Here is a 15,337-nt window from a genome sequence, read left to right on the forward strand (position 1 = left end):
CCCGGTGTCAGGCGGCGCCGCCGGGTCTCCAGCCCTGGCGGCGCAGCACGGCCGAGACGTCCGGCGCCCGGTAGTGCTCGCCCTTGAGGACCTTGCCGTCGGCCCGGCGGGCCACCTGCCCGTCCGGGCCGAGCTTGCTCATGTTGGCGCGGTGGATCTCGGCGATCACCTCGTCCAGGTCGATGCCGTGGACCAGTGCCGTGCCGTACGCCACGTAGACCACGTCGGCCAGTTCGTGCGCGAGCCGGTCCAGGGGGCCCTCGACCGCCACCTCGGCGACCTCCGCGGCCTCCTCGGCGAGCAACTCCCCGCGGTGCGCCGCCAGCTCGGGGGACACCTCTTCCGGCGCGCTGCGGGCGTCGAGACCGAAGGCGAGGTGGAAGGCACGGACGAGGTCGGCGGGCGAAGTGCTCATGCGACGACCCTAGCGGCCACCACTGACACCGCCCTCCGCCCTCCACCCTCCTCCCGACGTCACCCCGGCCCTGGTCAGGGGTGCGGGTCGGCTGGCAGGATCGCCCGCATGTCCAAGGTCTTCCCCCCGCCCGGCAGACGCCGGGTGCTGCAGAGCGCGGCCGTCGGTGTCGTGGCCCTCGGCCTGCTGCTGTGGTGGCTGCTGCCGCTGGGCGAGACCCCGCCGAGCGGGACGATCGTGTTCAGCACCGGCACCACCCGGGGCGTCTACGAGGAGTACGGCGAGCGGCTGCGCACCGAGCTGGCCAAGGACATGCCCGGGCTTGAGGTGAAGCTGCTCAGCAGCGCCGGTTCCCAGGAGAACGTCGAGCGGGTGGCGACCGGCAAGGCCGACTTCACCATCGCGGCGGCCGACGCGGTGGACACGTACACGCTCAACCACGGCAGCGGCGCCGGCCGGCTGCGCGGTGTGGCCCGGCTCTACGACGACTACGTCCACCTCATCGTGCGCCGCGGCTCGGACATCAAGAGCGTGGCGGACCTGCGGCACAAGCGGGTGGCGACCGGGCTGCCCGACTCCGGTGTCCGGCTGATAGCCGACCGGGTCCTGAAGGCGGCCGGCATCGACCCGCACCACGGCATCACCCCGGTCTCCGACGGCATAGACACCGGTCCCGCCCGGCTCCAGCAGGGGAAGATCGACGCCTTCTTCTGGTCGGGCGGGCTGCCCACCAAGGGCCTGGTCGCGCTCGCCGACAAGGGTGCCTTCACGTTCGTGCCGATCGACGGCGACCTCGTCACCAAGCTGCACGGCGAGGGCCCTGGCGCGCGCTACTACCGGGCCACCAACATCCCCGAGTCCGCCTATCCGGCCGTGCAGCGGGGCACCCAGGTGCCGACGATCGCCGTGTCCAACCTGCTGATGACCCGCACCGACGTCGATCCCCGGCTGACCGAGTGGGTGACCCGCACGGTCATCAAGAGCCGCGACGGCATCGGCGCCCACGTCCACTCCGCCCAACTCGTGGACGTCCGCACCGCGATCTACACCGACCCCCTGCCCCTCCAGGAGGGCGCCCGGCGGTATTACCGCTCGGTGAAGCCGTAGCGGCGCGCCGGTGCCCCGGGAAGCACAGGTTCCTGGGCCCCCGCCTCGGCATACCGCGGCACCGACACCGACACCCGCAGGCCGCGCGGCTCGTGGTGGGCGTAGTGGAGGGTGCCGCCGCCCGCGGTGAGGAGGGCTCGGGTGATGGAGAGGCCCAGGCCCGAGCCCTTGACGTTCTGGTGTCGGCCGCTGCGCCAGAAACGGTCGCCCACGCGCGCGAGTTCCTCGTCGGTCAGGCCCGGTCCGGTGTCGGTGACGACGACCGTGGAGGTGGCGCCGTCGACGGTGACGGTGACCTCCACGGTGCCGTCCTCGGGGGTGAACTTCACGGCGTTGTCGATCACCGCGTCCAGGGCGCTGGACAGGGCGATCGGGTCCGCCCAGGCAGTGGTGGGCGGGCAGTCACCGGTCAGCCGGACGCCCTTCGCGGCGGCGGCCGGCGCCCAGGCGGCCACCCGCTCCCCGGCCAGCGCCCCGACGTCGGTGAGCCGGAGGTCGGCCTCGACGTGTTCGGCCAGCGCCAGGTCCAGCAGGTCGTCCAGGACCTGCGCCAGGCGCTTGCCCTCGGTGCGCACCGAGGCGATCTCCTCATTGTCCTCCGGCAGTTCGAGCGCGAGCAGTTCGATGCGCAGCAGCAGCGCCGAGAGCGGGTTGCGCAGCTGGTGCGAGGCGTCGGCGACGAAGGCGCGCTGCTGCTCCAGCACGTCCTCGACGTTGTCCGCCATCTCGTTGAACGAGCGGGCCAGCCGTCTGAGTTCCGGCGGGCCGCCGGCAGCCGCCACCCGGGACTTCAGTCGTCCGGTGGCGATGTCGTGGGTGGTGGCGTCCAGGACCCGCACGGGCCTGAGCACCCATCCGGTCAGGCGCAGCGCCGCGCCGACGGCGAGCAGCATGGCGGCGCTCTCCCCGGCCCCGATGAGCAGCCAGCCGCGCAGGGTGCCCGACCGCAGCTGTCCGGTCGGCGAGTCGGTGACCACGACCGCCACCACGTCCCCGTCCCGGATCACCGGCGAGGCGACGACCAGTCTGCCGCGCTGCCACGGCCACACCTGCCGGGGGTCGTGGCTGCGCCGGCTGAGCAGCGCCTCGTCGAAGGCCTCGCGCACCTCACCCCGGGGCGGTACGAACCAGTCCCCGGGGGCGTTGGCCATGGCCGAGCCGTTGCGGTAGAAGACGCCCGCGCGGATGCCGTAGACGCCGTAGTAGCTGTCCAGTTCGTCGCGCAGCGTCTCCCGGCGCCCGTCGGTGGTGGTGCGGCGCGAGCCGTCGGGACCGTCGGTGACGAACTGGGCGAGCGCGGCGAAGCGCGCCGTGTCGTCGATCCGGTCGACGACGACCCGCTGCTGCTGGGCGCCGGCCACGCTGACGGCGAGCGGGACGCCGAGCGCGAGCAGGACGGCCGCCAGCAGGACGATGAGCAGCGGGAGAAGGCGTGCGCGCACCCGTCCCCGCTAGGCGGCCGGGGCGACGAGGCGGTAGCCGACGCCGCGTACGGTCTCGATCAGCGCGGGCATGCGCAGTTTGGCCCGCAGCGAGGCGACGTGCACCTCCAGGGTGCGGCCGGTGCCCTCCCAACTGGTCCGCCAGACCTCGCTGATGATCTGCTCCCGGCGGAAGACCACGCCCGGCCGCTGGGCCAGCAGCGCGAGCAGGTCGAACTCCTTGCGGGTCAGCTGGACGACCGAGCCGTCCACGCTGACCTGCCGGGTGGGCAGTTCGATGCGCACCGTCCCCAGCCGCAGGGCGCTGTCGCCGCCGTCCGGCTGGTCCTCGGGCACGGTTCGGCGGCTGACGGCGTGGATCCGGGCGAGCAGTTCGCCGGTGTCGTACGGCTTCACCACGTAGTCGTCGGCGCCCAGGTTGAGCCCGTGGATGCGGGAGCGGACGTCGGAGCGCGCGGTGACCATGATGACCGGGGTGCTGGTGCGCTTGCGGATCTTGCCGCAGACCTCGTAGCCGTCCTGGTCGGGCAGGCCGAGGTCGAGCAGGACCACGCCGAACCCGGCGCCCTCCGGCACGAGCGCCTGCAGGGCCTCCTCGCCGCTGCGCGCGTGGGTGACGTCGAAGCCGTGCCGCGCGAGGACGGCGGACAGGGCCGCGGCGACGTGGTTGTCGTCCTCGACGAGCAGCAGTCTCATCCCGGCCCCCTCCGGTTCAGCGGTCGTACGGTCGTGGTTCGCGTGCCTGTGATCATCTGCTGATCATCTGCACGCACGCGTGCATCATGCAGTCACGCCGATGGATAAGGACGGCGTCAAGAGGCTTCCGGTTGCCCGGCGCTTCCGTTATCCGCCCGATACGCGGGCGGGTCGTACTCACTACGACACGTGTCCGGCTGCTACCGGATCGTGATGCTCAGAATTCCCTCAGATGTGATGACGCAGGTCACAGTCGCTCACTACTGTCCACGGAAACCCGAGGAGGACGGAGCCCCAGAGCGATGACCAATGTATCGGTGGCCAAGGAAGACGTGGCCGCGTCCGACGACCTGGTCGTCCTGAAGAGCGTCAACAAGCACTTCGGCGCGTTGCACGTACTCCAGGACATCGACCTGACGATCGCACGCGGCGAGGTCGTCGTGGTCATCGGGCCCTCCGGGTCCGGGAAGTCGACCCTGTGCCGCACCATCAACCGCCTGGAGACGATCGATTCGGGCGCGATCACGATCGACGGCAAGGCCCTGCCGCACGAGGGCCGCGAACTGGCCCGGCTGCGGGCGGACGTCGGCATGGTCTTCCAGTCCTTCAACCTCTTCGCGCACAAGACCGTGCTCGAAAACGTGATGCTGGGCCAGCTCAAGGTCCGCAAAGCGGACAAGAAGCAGGCCGAGGAGAAGGCGCGGGCCCTGCTCGACCGGGTCGGCGTGGGCACCCAGGCCGACAAGTACCCGGCCCAGCTCTCCGGTGGCCAGCAGCAGCGTGTCGCCATCGCGCGGGCGCTGGCGATGGGACCGAAGGTCATGCTCTTCGACGAGCCGACCTCCGCCCTCGACCCCGAGATGATCAACGAGGTCCTGGAGGTCATGCAGCAGCTGGCCCGCGAGGGCATGACGATGATCGTCGTCACCCACGAGATGGGCTTCGCGCGCTCGGCCGCCAACCGCGTGGTCTTCATGGCGGACGGCCGCATCGTCGAACAGGCCGCCCCCGACCAGTTCTTCAGCAACCCGCGCAGCGACCGCGCGAAGGACTTCCTGTCCAAGATCCTGCACCACTGACGCCGGCGCTCCGGCCGCGTCTCCCGCCCCTCAGGGGCCCTTGTTCCTCACCGCCAAAGGATTTCACCATGAAGCTCCGCAAGGTCACCGCCGCCTCGGCCGTCCTCCTCGCCCTCTCCGTGACCGCCACCGCGTGCGGCGGCGACAAGGACGACACGTCCTCCGGTGACGGCAAGAAGATCACCATCGGCATCAAGTTCGACCAGCCGGGCATCGGCCAGAAGACCCCGCAGGGCTACTCGGGCTTCGACGTGGACGTCGCCACCTATGTCGCCAAGAAGCTCGGTTACAGCGCCGACCAGATCGAGTGGAAGGAGTCGAAGAGCGCGGACCGCGAGACGATGCTCAAGCGTGGCGACGTCGACTTCATCGCCGCCTCCTACTCGATCACCCCGGAGCGCCAGAAGCTGGTGGACTTCGCCGGTCCCTACCTGCTGGCCCACCAGGACGTGCTCGTGCGCGCCGACGACGACTCGATCAAGACCGCGTCCGACCTGAACAACAAGAAGCTCTGTTCGGTCACCGGCTCCACCTCCGCGCAGAACGTCAAGGACAAGCTGGCTCCGAAGGCGCAGCTCCAGGAGTACCCCACCTACTCGGCGTGCCTGACGGGTCTCCAGAACAAGGCGATCGACGCCCTGACCACCGACGACTCGATCCTCGCGGGTTACGCCGCCCAGGCCCAGTTCAAGGGCAAGTTCAAGCTCGGCGGCCTGAAGATGACCAACGAGAACTACGGCATCGGCGTCAAGAAGGGCAGCGACCTCAAGGCCAAGATCAACAAGGCCCTTGAGGACATGGTGGCCGACAAGTCCTGGCAGCAGGCCGTGGACAAGAACTTCGGCCCGGCCGGCTACAAGAACGAGCCCGCCCCGAAGATCGGCGACATCAAGAGCTGAGGCAACGCCCGGCGGGTGCGCCGTCCGTGAGGGCGGCGCACCCGGGCATCCCTACACGCGGAAGCACGGGAGATCGTGTTCGACTTTCTTGACGGTTACGACGTACTGGGCGCCTTCTGGACGACGGTACAGCTCACCCTGCTGGCCGCCGCGGGCTCCCTGATCTGGGGCACGCTGCTGGCCGCCATGCGCGTGGGCCCGGTGCCGCTGATGCGCGGCTTCGGCACCGCCTACGTGAACATCGTGCGGAACATCCCGCTCACGGTGATCATCCTGTTCTCGTCGCTCGGCCTGTACTCGACGCTGGGCATCAGCCTCGGCGCCGGTGACATCGTGAAGACGGCCAACTTCCGGCTGGCGGTGCTCGGTCTGATCGTCTACACCTCGGCTTTCGTGTGCGAGGCGATCCGGTCCGGCATCAACACGGTGCCGGTGGGCCAGGCGGAGGCCGCGCGGGCCCTCGGACTGAGCTTCACCCAGGTGCTGTTCGTGGTCGTCCTGCCGCAGGCCTTCCGCGCGGCCGTCGGCCCGCTGACCAACGTACTGATCGCCCTGACCAAGAACACGACGGTGGCGGCGGCGATCGGTGTCGGCGAAGCGGCACTGCTGATGAAGGACATGGTCGAGAAGGAAGCACAGCTCCTCCTGATCTCCGCGATCATCGCGTTCGGCTTCTGCTGCCTCACCCTGCCGACCGGTCTGATCCTCGGCTGGGTGGGCAAGAAGGTGGCGGTGAAGCGATGAGCTCGCTCCTGTACGACTCCCAGGGACCGCGCGCCAAACAGCGCAACGTCCTCTACACGGTCCTCTTCATAGCCGCGCTCGCGGCCGTCCTCTGGTGGCTCTACACGGCCCTGGACGAGAAGCACCAGCTCGACTGGGTGCTGTGGAAGCCGTACCTCGGCAGCACCGAGGCCTACTCGGCCTACATCTGGCCCGGCCTGCAGAACACGCTCAAGGCGGCGGCGCTCGCGATGATCATCGCACTGCCGCTCGGTGCCGTCCTCGGCATCGCCCGTCTCTCGGACCACGCGTGGGTGCGGGTTCCGGCGGGGGTCGTCGTGGAGTTCTTCCGCGCGATCCCGGTGCTGGTACTGATGATCTTCGGACTGGCGCTCTACTCCCAGTACACCGACGTCAGCTCCGACGACCGGCCGCTCTACGCCGTCGTCACCGGCCTGGTCCTCTACAACGCCTCCGTGCTCGCCGAGATCGTCCGCGCCGGCATCCTCGCCCTGCCGAAGGGCCAGTCCGAGGCGGCCATGGCGATCGGGCTGCGCAAGAGCCAGGGGATGCGGCTCATCCTGCTGCCGCAGGCGGTCACCGCGATGCTCCCGGCGATCGTCAGCCAGCTCGTGGTGATCGTGAAGGACACCGCGCTCGGCGGCGCCGTCCTGACTTTCCCCGAACTGCTCGCCGCCGCGAACACGATGAGCGGCTACTACGGCGCCAACACCATCGCCTCCTTCACGGTCGTCGCCGTCATCTACGTGGTCATCAACTTCTCGCTGACCTCGTTCGCGAGCTGGCTGGAGGGCCGGCTGCGCCGCGGCAAGAAGTCGACCGGCGCGGTGCTGGGGGCGCAGGACGTGGCGGACATCGCGGGTACGGCCGCCACGGGAGCGGGGAGGTGACTCCCCCTCAAGTCATATGAATGGGCCGGAGGCAGTGGCGTGATCGCCACTGCCTCCGTTCGCTTGACGCAAACTCTGCCAATGGGTTGCATACGTTTCGTGATCGTGCACCCCGCTCCACCTTCCTGTTCACTTGTCCCCGTCAGGGCATCGCTGCGAGCGGGGAGCGCCACATCGTGGATCCGGTGATCATCGTCGGAGCGGGACCCGTCGGGCTCACGCTCGCCCTGGCGCTGGCCCGGCAGGATGTGCCGACCGTCGTCCTGGACGAGGGCCCCGGCAAGGACGAGCCCCGCCCCGCGCGCACCGTCGTCCTGCGCGAGGACACGACCGCCCTGCTGGAGCGGCTGACCGGAGCGGACCTCGGCGAGCTGGGGGCGCGCTGGGCCGGATGGCGGTCGCTGCGGCGCAAGCAGGTGATCAGCGAGGTCGTCTTCGGCGAGGACGGTCCGGATGCCCCGCTGCATCTCGCCCAGCACGTCCTCACGGACGCCCTGCGCACGGCCGTCGCGGCCCAGCCGCTGGTGAAGATGGCGGTGGACAGCCGCGTGGACGCGATCGAGCAGGAGCGTTCCGGCGTCACCGCGCACACCCGGGGCCCCGGCGGCACCTGGTGGCGCGGCAGTCACCTGGTCGGCTGCGACGGCACCCGCTCCACGGTCCGCAAGCTCCAGGACATCCGCTTCCCGGGCCGTACGGCGGTGGAACGGCACGCCGTCGCCGCGCTGCGGGTGGAACTTCCGTTCGAGGGGCACGCGTTGCTCCACCGGATGCCGCCGTGGCGGCAGTCCGGACCCTCGGCCGCGGAGATCACCGCCCGTCCCCTCCCCGACGGGGTGTGGCGGCTGGACTGGCTGCTGCCGCCGGGCAAGGACCTGGTCACGCCCGAGACCCTGGTCGCCCGGATCCGCGAGACCCTCGCGGGCTGGACGGACGGCGCCACCCCGGCGTACGAGCTGCTCGACACCGGCGTCCACACCGTGCACCACCGGCTGGCCCGCCGGTGGCGCGTCGGCCGGGTCTTCATCGCCGGGGACGCGGCGCACCAGCTCGGCGCGTTCGGCACCCAGGGGCTCGACGAGGGGCTGCGGGACGCGGACAACCTCGCCTGGAAGCTGGGGGTCGCCTGGCACCGGGGCCCGCACGAGCCGCTGCTGGACAGCTACCAGGCCGAGCGGCGCGCCGTGATCGCCGCCCGGCTGCGCGCCGCCGACCAGGCACTGCCGGTGCTGCGCGGCGGGGGTGGCCTGCGCACGCTCATGCCGGGCGCCGGCCGGGGACACGACGCGCTGCTCGCGGACGGCCATCTGGGACGCGGTCCGCTCGGTGCCTCCGGAGGGTACGACGACTCGCCGCTGGCGCCCGGTCCTTCGGAGGCGGAGATCCCGGTGGAGACGGCGCCCGGCGCACCGGTCGCGGACGTACGGGTCACGGCGGAGGACGGTTCCTTCGTCCGGCTGCGCGACCGGCTCGGCCGGGGGGCGCTGCTCGTCGTCCTGATCGCGCCGGGCACGGGGGTGTGGGACCGCAAGCACTGGGTGTCCGCCGGCGTGATGCCCCGGCTCGCCGCCGCCGTCACGGCACTGCCGCACCCCGCCGAGCTGCTGGTCGCCGAGAGCTACCCGGGCGCACCGGCGCACAGCGTGCTGCTCGTACGGCCCGACGGTCACCTGGTCACCGCGTTCGGCGGCGTCCGCCCGGCCGACCTGTACGCGGCGGCCGAGGCGACGGGGGGAGGCACCGCGCGGGAAGAGGCAGAGGAAGAAAAGGCCGAGGCGCGCTCCGGCGCCCGGTGAGCGTCGGCGGAAGCGACTCGCGCACACGCCGGAGGCCGCTCCCGCGCACGCCGGAGCGTGAGCGCCGTGACCCTCTGTCCACATGGTGACAGTGAGTTGACCGGAGTGGGGCAGCGTGCTGTACTCCGGATCGTGACCGACACCTGTGTGCGCCTGTGGCGGAGGGTCCATATGGACCTCGTCCGCTATGCGGGCTGCGTGTGTCGCCCGTCCTGCTGAACTCGCACCCCCTTCTCTTTCCGGGCGCCATCGCGCGCCCGTTCCGCGAACGTTCTCCAGGACGGTGCACGTGTCTGTCTCCTCCCCCGCGTCTGTCCCCGCCCCGGCCGTCGGCCCGGGCCCCACCCAGGCCGACCTCCTCGACTTCGTACGGCGCACGGCGGCCGACGCCGAGCTGATCGCCTCCCTCCCCCTGGACCCGGAGGGCCGCACCTGGGTGCGGCTGGAGGGGCCCGGCGGCAGCGAGGCCTGGCTGATCGGCTGGCCGCCCGGCACCGGCACCGGCTGGCACGACCACGCCGACTCGGTGGGCGCTTTCCTCACCGCCGCCGGCGAGCTGAAGGAGTACTCCCTGGCCGCGCGGCTGCCCACCGACGGCTGGAAGACCCTGGAACTCACCGAGGGCGTCGACCGCGAACGCCGGCTGCCCGCCGGGAAGGGCCGGTCCTTCGGCCACCACCATGTGCACGAAGTGCTCAACGAGTCCCCCGACCGGCACGCGGTCTCCGTGCACGCCTACTACCCGCCGCTGCCGCGGATCCGCCGCTACAGCCGCACGGGCCCGGTGCTGCGCCTGGAGCAGGTCGAGCGTCCGGAGGACTGGCAGTGAGCGACGACCCGACCGCGCGGGGCGCGGACCCCGCCGCGCCGACGGCCGGTACGGCGCCCGAAGTGCCCGTCGGCATCGACGAGTTGCTGGAGCGGGTGCGCGCCCGCTATCAACGCGTCGAGTCCCGGGAGGCGCACGAGGCGGCGCGCGCCGGTGAAGCGCTGCTGGTCGACATCAGGTACGCGGCCCTGCGCGAGCGCGACGGTCTCATCCCCGGCGCCCTCGTCATCGAGCGCAACGAGCTGGAGTGGCGCCTCGACCCGCTGGGCAGCCACCGCGTCCCCGAGGCCACCGGGCACGATCTGCGCGTCGTGGTGATCTGCAACGAGGGCTACGCCTCCAGCCTCGCCGCCGCCTCCCTGCACCAACTGGGCCTCCACCGGGCGACCGACCTGGTGGGCGGCTTCCAGGCATGGCGCGCGGCGGGACTGCCGGTGGAGCGGGCCGCTCCCTGAGTACTCCGACGCGCTGCTCCTGAGTCACCGGGTGCCCTGTGCCAGGGCCGCCGGATGCCCTGCGGCCGGACCGCCGGATGCCCTGTGCCCGGGCCGCCGGGTGCCCCGCACCCGGGACATCGGATGCCCTCAGATGTCCGGATGTCCTCAGACGTCCGGCTCCCCGAGGAATTCCGTGTCCTCCCCCTCCTCCTCAAGGGCCTGGCGGACGACGCGCAGGGCCAGCCCCTCGGGGTAGCCCTTGCGGGCGAGCATGCCGGCGAGGCGGCGGAGCCGTTTGTCGCGGTCGAGGCCCCGGGTGGCGCGGAGTTTGCGGGCCACCAGGTCGCGCGCCGTCTCCTCCTCCTGCTCGGAGTCGAGCTGCCCCACGGCCTCGTCGATCAGCGCGGAGTCGACGCCCTTGGTACGCAACTCCCGGGCGAGCGCGCGCCGGGCGAGACCCCGGCCGTGGTGCCGCGACTCCACCCAGGCGTCCGCGAACGCGCCGTCGTCGATCAGTCCGACCTCCTCGAACCGCGACAGCACCTCCTCGGCCACCTCGTCGGGGATCTCCCGCTTGCGCAGGGCGTCCGCGAGCTGCTTGCGGGTGCGCGGGGTCCCGGTGAGCAGGCGCAGGCAGATCGCCCGTGCCCGCTCGGCCGGGTCCCCTGAAGACTCCCCCCGCTCGGCCCTCGACGAGGAAGGGGCGCCTTCGCTCTCACCGGGCGCGTCCCCGAAACCGCGCCGACGACGGCCCTTTCGGCCGCCCCGTCCGCCCCGCCCGTCCGTGCTCGCGAAGCCTCGGCCGGCCGAGCCGCCCCCGAACGGCTCACCGTCCGTGTGGCCGTCGTAGCCCTCGTACCCTTCGCCGTCCGCGCCGCTGCGATACGGGCCGCCGTACTCCGCGTCGCCTCCGGCCGGGTCGGGGTCCGGGTGGCTCCCGGTGCCCCTCCCCCGTGGGGCACCGGGGGCGGCGTACTCGTACTCGGCCCAGTCGGTTCGTCGTGTCACGGGTCAGCTCTTGGCGGCGGCGGCCTTGGGCTTGGTGGCCTTGGCAGCCGGCGCGGGCACCGTCTTGGCGTCGTCGGCCGGAGTCACCGCGGCGTCCGTGCCGGGTTCGGCGGCGGGCTCCTCCGGCCGGACGCCCACGCCCAGCTTCTCCTTGATCTTCTTCTCGATCTCGTTGGCCAGGTCGGGGTTGTCCTTGAGGAAGTTGCGCGCGTTCTCCTTGCCCTGGCCGAGCTGGTCGCCCTCGTACGTGTACCAGGCGCCGGCCTTGCGGACGAAGCCGTGCTCCACGCCCATGTCGATCAGACCGCCCTCGCGGCTGATGCCCTGGCCGTAGAGGATGTCGAACTCGGCCTGCTTGAAGGGCGGCGCGACCTTGTTCTTGACGACCTTGCAGCGGGTGCGGTTGCCGACCGCCTCCGTGCCGTCCTTCAGGGTCTCGATGCGGCGGATGTCGATACGCACCGAGGCGTAGAACTTCAGGGCGCGGCCACCGGTCGTGGTCTCCGGGGAGCCGAACATCACGCCGATCTTCTCGCGGAGCTGGTTGATGAAGATGGCGGTGGTCTTGGACTGGTTGAGCGCGCTGGTGATCTTGCGCAGCGCCTGGCTCATCAGACGGGCCTGGAGGCCGACGTGGCTGTCGCCCATCTCGCCCTCGATCTCCGCACGCGGGACGAGGGCTGCGACGGAGTCGATGACGATGAGGTCGAGGGCGCCGGAGCGGACCAGCATGTCCACGATCTCCAGGGCCTGCTCGCCGTTGTCCGGCTGGGAGAGGATCAGGTTGTCGATGTCGACACCGAGCTTGCGCGCGTACTCGGGGTCGAGGGCGTGCTCGGCGTCGACGAAGGCGACCTGGCCGCCGGCCTTCTGCGCGTTCGCCACGGCGTGCAGGGTCAGGGTCGTCTTACCGGAGGACTCCGGTCCGTAGATCTCCACGACACGGCCGCGCGGCAGGCCGCCGACGCCGAGGGCGACGTCGAGCGCGGTCGACCCGGTCGGGATGATCTCGATGGGCTCCCTCGACCGCTCGCCCATGCGCATGACCGCGCCCTTGCCGAACTGCCGTTCAATCTGTGCGAGCGCGGCGTCGAGCGCCTTCTCGCGGTCGGTTCCTGCCATGGGTTCCACCCGGTTTGCTTGAGTCGATCGCTTCACGTCAAAGACGCTAACGCCTGCCACTGACAATGCGCCCCGACGCAGGCTCGGCCTGTGGACAACCGGGGGGCTTAGTCGTACGAATCGGGCGAAAACTCCCCGCCGAGTGCCGCGCCTGAGCCTCCATCTGAATGGATGTTCGATTTTTGTGTCAAGCGCACCACGCGGTACTCCCGGGGGCGCACGACAGGTGCCGTCGGCCGGACGACACCCCGCCGGGGCGCTCCGGGCTCTCCTTCGGCGTGACCCTGATCGCGATCACCTGGGTCACGTCGCCGGCTACGAGGACTCCTCCGCGCCGGCCCGCTCCGTGCGCAGCCGCCGCAGCCGGGTGAGCAGGCCGGGGCTCGGGGCCCTGCTGCGGTGGCCGTGCACGCGGGGGTCGTCGGTGACGGCGTACCGCTTCACGTACGCCCCGAGGAAGGCCTGGAGCGTGGCCACCGCGGGGATGGCGATCAGCGCGCCGACGGCGCCCAGCAGGGCGGTGCCCGCGATGACCGAGCCGAAGGCGACCGCCGGGTGGATGTCCACCGTCCTGGCGGTCAGCTTGGGCTGGAGCATGTAGTTCTCGAACTGCTGGTAGACCACGACGAAGCCCAGCACCCACACCGCGTACCAGGGGTTCACCGTGAACGCGATCAGCATCGGCAGCGCGCCCGCGAGGTAGGTCCCGATGGTGGGGATGAACTGCGAGACCAGCCCCACCCAGACACCGAGCACGGGCGCGTACGGCACCCCGAGGGCCTCCAGCAGGATGTAGTGCGCGATGCCGGAGATGAGCGCCATGAGACCGCGCGAGTAGAGGTAGCCGCCCGTCTTGTCGACGGCGATCTCCCAGGCGCGCAGCACCTCGGCCTGGCGTGCGGGCGGCAGGACGGAGCACAGCGCACGGCGCAGCCGGGGGCCGTCGGCGGCGAAGTAGAACGAGAACAGCCCGACCGTCAGCAGCTGGAACAGGCCGCCGAGCACCTGGGCGGAGACGTCGAGGACACCGGCCGCGCTGTTCTGCGCGTACTTGCGCAGCCAGTCGGAGTGCAGCAGGCCCTCCTGGACGTCCACCCGTCTGAGTTCGGTGTGGAAGGTCTCGTTGATCCAGTTGATCAGCGAGTCAAGATACTGCGGGAAACCCTCGATCATCTTGATGATCTGGCCGGCGAGCATGGAGCCGAGCAGGGCGACGAAGCCGGCGACGACGACCGTCAGCCCGAGGAAGACCAGGAAGGTGGCGAGCCCCCGGCGCATGCCACGGGCGGCCATCCGGCTGACCGCGGGCTCTATCGCGAGCGCCAGGAAGAACGCGATCAACACGTTGATCAACAGTGCGGTGAGCTGGTGGAAGGCCCAGCTGCCGAGCTGGAACGCGGCGACCAGCGCGAGCGCGAGCACCATGGCGCGCGGCAGCCAGCGCGGCATCCGGGCCGGAAGGACGGCGCCGGGGGCCGGGGGGTCGTCGGGCGGCGTCGTCCCGGTCGGTGCCGTGTGCCCGATGGGCGGCTGGATGTCCTCGTCAGTGGGTGCCACGGGCCCAGTGTCGCCGACCGCGCGGGTAACGAGCACCCACCGCCGATCTTCGTGACAGATCGGTGCCATACCGCCGCGTCAACGTTGCCTGATCAGCGCCTCTCCCCTGGCACGTCCATGACCGCGCAGACCGCGCGCCACACGTCCTTGGCGTCCCAGCCCGCGTCCAGCGCCTCGTTCACCGTGCGCCCGCCCAGCTCCGTCATGACGTGATCGCGCGCGAACGTGTCGGCGTACCCCGGACCGAAGTGTTCCGCCATCCGCTGCCAGAAGACCGTCAACCGCATGAAACCAGTATCCCGCCCCTACGGGTGGGCCCCGGCCGGGACCGCTCGCCGAGACCGCTTTGCGCCCTACGGTCTGACGCATGGCCGAATCAGGAGCTTCCGCACTCCCCCCTGCGCGCCCGGCGCGCTCCCCGCTCTACCGCGCCGAACAGTTCGTGTGGCTGACCGCGCGGGTACTGGAGCAGCGCCTCTTCGCGTACCACTTCCTGCACGGCGCCCCGGACCCGGTGGAGACGGCGCTGGACGCCTACCGCAACGAGGACGGCGGCTACGGGCACGCGCTGGAGCCCGATCTGCGCGGCCCCGTCAGCCAGCCCCTGCACACCGCCCGCGCGCTGGGCGTCCTCGACGCCGTCGGGCGCTGCGGCGGGCAGCGGGTGGAGCGCGTGTGCCGGTATCTGACCACCGTCTCCACGGCGGACGGCGCGCTGCCCTCGGTCGTCCCCGGTCAGGGCGGGTATCCGACGGCGCCCTTCGTGCCGGTGGTGGACGACCCGCCCAGCGATCTGCTGGCCACCGGACCTATCGTGGGGCTCTTGCACCGCAACGAGGTCTGGCACGCCTGGCTGTTCCGGGCGACCGACTTCTGCTGGCAGGCCGTGGAGTCGCTGGAGAAGTCCCACCCCTACGAGGTGGAGGCCGCCGTGGCCTTCCTGGACTCGGTGCCGGACCGCCCGCGCGCGGAGGCCGCCGCCGACCGGCTCGGCCGCCTGGTGCGCGAGCAGCGGCTCGCGGCACTGGACCCGGCCCGGCTCGACGCCTGGCCCGTCGCGCCCGGCTACGCCCCCGGTGAGCACCACTTCCCGCACGACTTCGCCCGGCACCCGCACTCGCTCGCGCGCGCGTGGTTCACGGACGCGGAGATGACCCGCTCACTGGACCACCTGGCCGCCGAGCAGCGCGAGGACGGCGGGTGGCCGATCCGCTGGCGGCGGTGGGCGCCGGCCGCCGCTCTGGAGGCACGCCCCGCGGTGACCATCGCGGCACTGCGCACCCTGCGGGCGTACGGCCGCTACGTGGGCTGAGCCG

General features: G+C 71.4%; 17 protein-coding genes. 10 read left to right on the forward strand and 7 right to left on the reverse strand.

Annotation, left to right across the window (positions count from 1 at the left end):
• Window positions 1–7: 7 nt before the first annotated feature.
• The gene (locus tag NX794_RS31745) at window positions 8–415 is read right to left on the reverse strand and encodes a pyrophosphohydrolase domain-containing protein (RefSeq protein ID WP_258783064.1); all 408 of its coding nucleotides are present in this window, start codon (window positions 413–415) and stop codon (window positions 8–10) included.
• A gap of 108 nt (window positions 416–523) precedes the next feature.
• On the opposite strand from NX794_RS31745, the gene NX794_RS31750 reads away from it, so the two are divergent.
• A complete protein-coding gene (locus tag NX794_RS31750; protein ID WP_258783066.1) occupies window positions 524–1,522 on the forward strand; it encodes a TAXI family TRAP transporter solute-binding subunit in 999 nt (332 codons plus the stop codon).
• Here the strand turns inward: NX794_RS31750 and NX794_RS31755 are convergent.
• Both NX794_RS31755 and NX794_RS31760 read right to left on the reverse strand, forming a co-directional pair.
• A complete protein-coding gene (locus NX794_RS31755) occupies window positions 1,501–2,964 on the reverse strand; it encodes a sensor histidine kinase (protein ID WP_258783068.1) in 1,464 nt (487 codons plus the stop codon). The two genes, NX794_RS31750 and NX794_RS31755, sit on opposite strands and share 22 nt — an antisense overlap.
• 9 nt (window positions 2,965–2,973) lie before the next feature.
• A complete protein-coding gene (locus NX794_RS31760; protein ID WP_258783070.1) occupies window positions 2,974–3,660 on the reverse strand; it encodes a response regulator transcription factor in 687 nt (228 codons plus the stop codon).
• 302 nt (window positions 3,661–3,962) lie between these two features.
• Between NX794_RS31760 and NX794_RS31765 the strand changes: the two genes are divergently transcribed.
• The 8 genes from NX794_RS31765 to NX794_RS31795 all read left to right on the forward strand — a co-directional run bounded on the left by NX794_RS31765 (window position 3,963) and on the right by NX794_RS31795 (window position 10,352).
• Window positions 3,963–4,739 (forward strand): amino acid ABC transporter ATP-binding protein, encoded by a 777-nt coding sequence (locus NX794_RS31765; protein WP_258783072.1) that lies wholly within the window; start codon window positions 3,963–3,965, stop codon window positions 4,737–4,739.
• A gap of 68 nt (window positions 4,740–4,807) precedes the next feature.
• Window positions 4,808–5,638 (forward strand): glutamate ABC transporter substrate-binding protein, encoded by an 831-nt coding sequence (locus NX794_RS31770; protein ID WP_258783073.1) that lies wholly within the window; start codon window positions 4,808–4,810, stop codon window positions 5,636–5,638.
• Between the two features lie 75 nt (window positions 5,639–5,713).
• Window positions 5,714–6,382 carry an amino acid ABC transporter permease gene (locus NX794_RS31775; RefSeq protein ID WP_258783075.1) on the forward strand — a complete coding sequence of 223 codons (669 nt, stop codon included), beginning with the start codon at window positions 5,714–5,716 and terminating at the stop codon, window positions 6,380–6,382.
• Window positions 6,379–7,272 carry an amino acid ABC transporter permease gene (locus NX794_RS31780; RefSeq protein ID WP_258783077.1) on the forward strand — a complete coding sequence of 298 codons (894 nt, stop codon included), beginning with the start codon at window positions 6,379–6,381 and terminating at the stop codon, window positions 7,270–7,272. The genes NX794_RS31775 and NX794_RS31780 overlap by 4 nt, the downstream gene beginning before the upstream one ends.
• Window positions 7,273–7,448: 176 nt before the next feature.
• Window positions 7,449–9,068 (forward strand): FAD-dependent monooxygenase, encoded by a 1,620-nt coding sequence (locus NX794_RS31785; RefSeq protein WP_258783084.1) that lies wholly within the window; start codon window positions 7,449–7,451, stop codon window positions 9,066–9,068.
• A gap of 171 nt (window positions 9,069–9,239) precedes the next feature.
• Window positions 9,240–9,287 (forward strand): hypothetical protein, encoded by a 48-nt coding sequence (locus tag NX794_RS35975; RefSeq protein ID WP_309506048.1) that lies wholly within the window; start codon window positions 9,240–9,242, stop codon window positions 9,285–9,287.
• 70 nt (window positions 9,288–9,357) lie between these two features.
• Window positions 9,358–9,897: a cupin domain-containing protein gene (locus tag NX794_RS31790; protein WP_258783085.1), complete on the forward strand. Its 540-nt coding sequence runs from the start codon at window positions 9,358–9,360 to the stop codon at window positions 9,895–9,897.
• A 62-nt stretch (window positions 9,898–9,959) separates the two neighbouring features.
• Entirely contained in the window at window positions 9,960–10,352 is a 393-nt protein-coding gene (locus NX794_RS31795; protein WP_258783125.1) for a rhodanese-like domain-containing protein, read from the forward strand.
• 147 nt (window positions 10,353–10,499) lie between these two features.
• On the opposite strand, the gene recX is transcribed toward NX794_RS31795, so the two are convergent.
• The 4 genes from recX to NX794_RS31815 form a co-directional block, all read right to left on the reverse strand.
• Window positions 10,500–11,342, reverse strand: coding sequence for a recombination regulator RecX (gene recX / locus NX794_RS31800; RefSeq protein WP_258783087.1), 843 nt, complete (start codon window positions 11,340–11,342; stop codon window positions 10,500–10,502).
• Between the two features lie 3 nt (window positions 11,343–11,345).
• The gene (recA, locus tag NX794_RS31805) at window positions 11,346–12,464 is read right to left on the reverse strand and encodes a recombinase RecA (protein WP_258783088.1); all 1,119 of its coding nucleotides are present in this window, start codon (window positions 12,462–12,464) and stop codon (window positions 11,346–11,348) included.
• Window positions 12,465–12,779: 315 nt separating this feature from the next.
• Window positions 12,780–14,021 carry an AI-2E family transporter gene (locus NX794_RS31810; RefSeq protein ID WP_258783089.1) on the reverse strand — a complete coding sequence of 414 codons (1,242 nt, stop codon included), beginning with the start codon at window positions 14,019–14,021 and terminating at the stop codon, window positions 12,780–12,782.
• Between the two features lie 92 nt (window positions 14,022–14,113).
• Window positions 14,114–14,308, reverse strand: a complete 195-nt coding sequence (locus NX794_RS31815; RefSeq protein WP_258783096.1) for a DUF3046 domain-containing protein — start codon at window positions 14,306–14,308, stop codon at window positions 14,114–14,116.
• Window positions 14,309–14,388: 80 nt separating this feature from the next.
• Here NX794_RS31815 and NX794_RS31820 point away from each other — a divergent pair, with 80 nt between their 5' ends.
• A complete protein-coding gene (locus tag NX794_RS31820) occupies window positions 14,389–15,333 on the forward strand; it encodes a hypothetical protein (RefSeq protein WP_258783097.1) in 945 nt (314 codons plus the stop codon).
• Window positions 15,334–15,337: the final 4 nt, after the last annotated feature.

Source organism: Streptomyces pyxinicus, assembly GCF_024753135.1.
In the GTDB taxonomy this organism is placed as follows: Bacteria; Actinomycetota; Actinomycetes; order Streptomycetales; family Streptomycetaceae; genus Streptomyces; species Streptomyces pyxinicus.

Bases quoted from the DNA above. Each gene is read 5' to 3' on its own strand.
- NX794_RS31765 (WP_258783072.1), top strand. From the start codon at position 3,963: ATGACCAATGTATCGGTGGCCAAGGAAGACGTGGCCGCGTCCGACGAC.
- NX794_RS31815 (WP_258783096.1), bottom strand. From the start codon at position 14,308: ATGCGGTTGACGGTCTTCTGGCAGCGGATGGCGGAACACTTCGGTCCG.
- NX794_RS31780 (WP_258783077.1), top strand. From the start codon at position 6,379: ATGAGCTCGCTCCTGTACGACTCCCAGGGACCGCGCGCCAAACAGCGC.
- NX794_RS31820 (WP_258783097.1), top strand. From the start codon at position 14,389: ATGGCCGAATCAGGAGCTTCCGCACTCCCCCCTGCGCGCCCGGCGCGC.
- NX794_RS31770 (WP_258783073.1), top strand. From the start codon at position 4,808: ATGAAGCTCCGCAAGGTCACCGCCGCCTCGGCCGTCCTCCTCGCCCTC.
- recA (WP_258783088.1), bottom strand. From the start codon at position 12,464: ATGGCAGGAACCGACCGCGAGAAGGCGCTCGACGCCGCGCTCGCACAG.
- NX794_RS31745 (WP_258783064.1), bottom strand. From the start codon at position 415: ATGAGCACTTCGCCCGCCGACCTCGTCCGTGCCTTCCACCTCGCCTTC.
- NX794_RS31750 (WP_258783066.1), top strand. From the start codon at position 524: ATGTCCAAGGTCTTCCCCCCGCCCGGCAGACGCCGGGTGCTGCAGAGC.
- NX794_RS31760 (WP_258783070.1), bottom strand. From the start codon at position 3,660: ATGAGACTGCTGCTCGTCGAGGACGACAACCACGTCGCCGCGGCCCTG.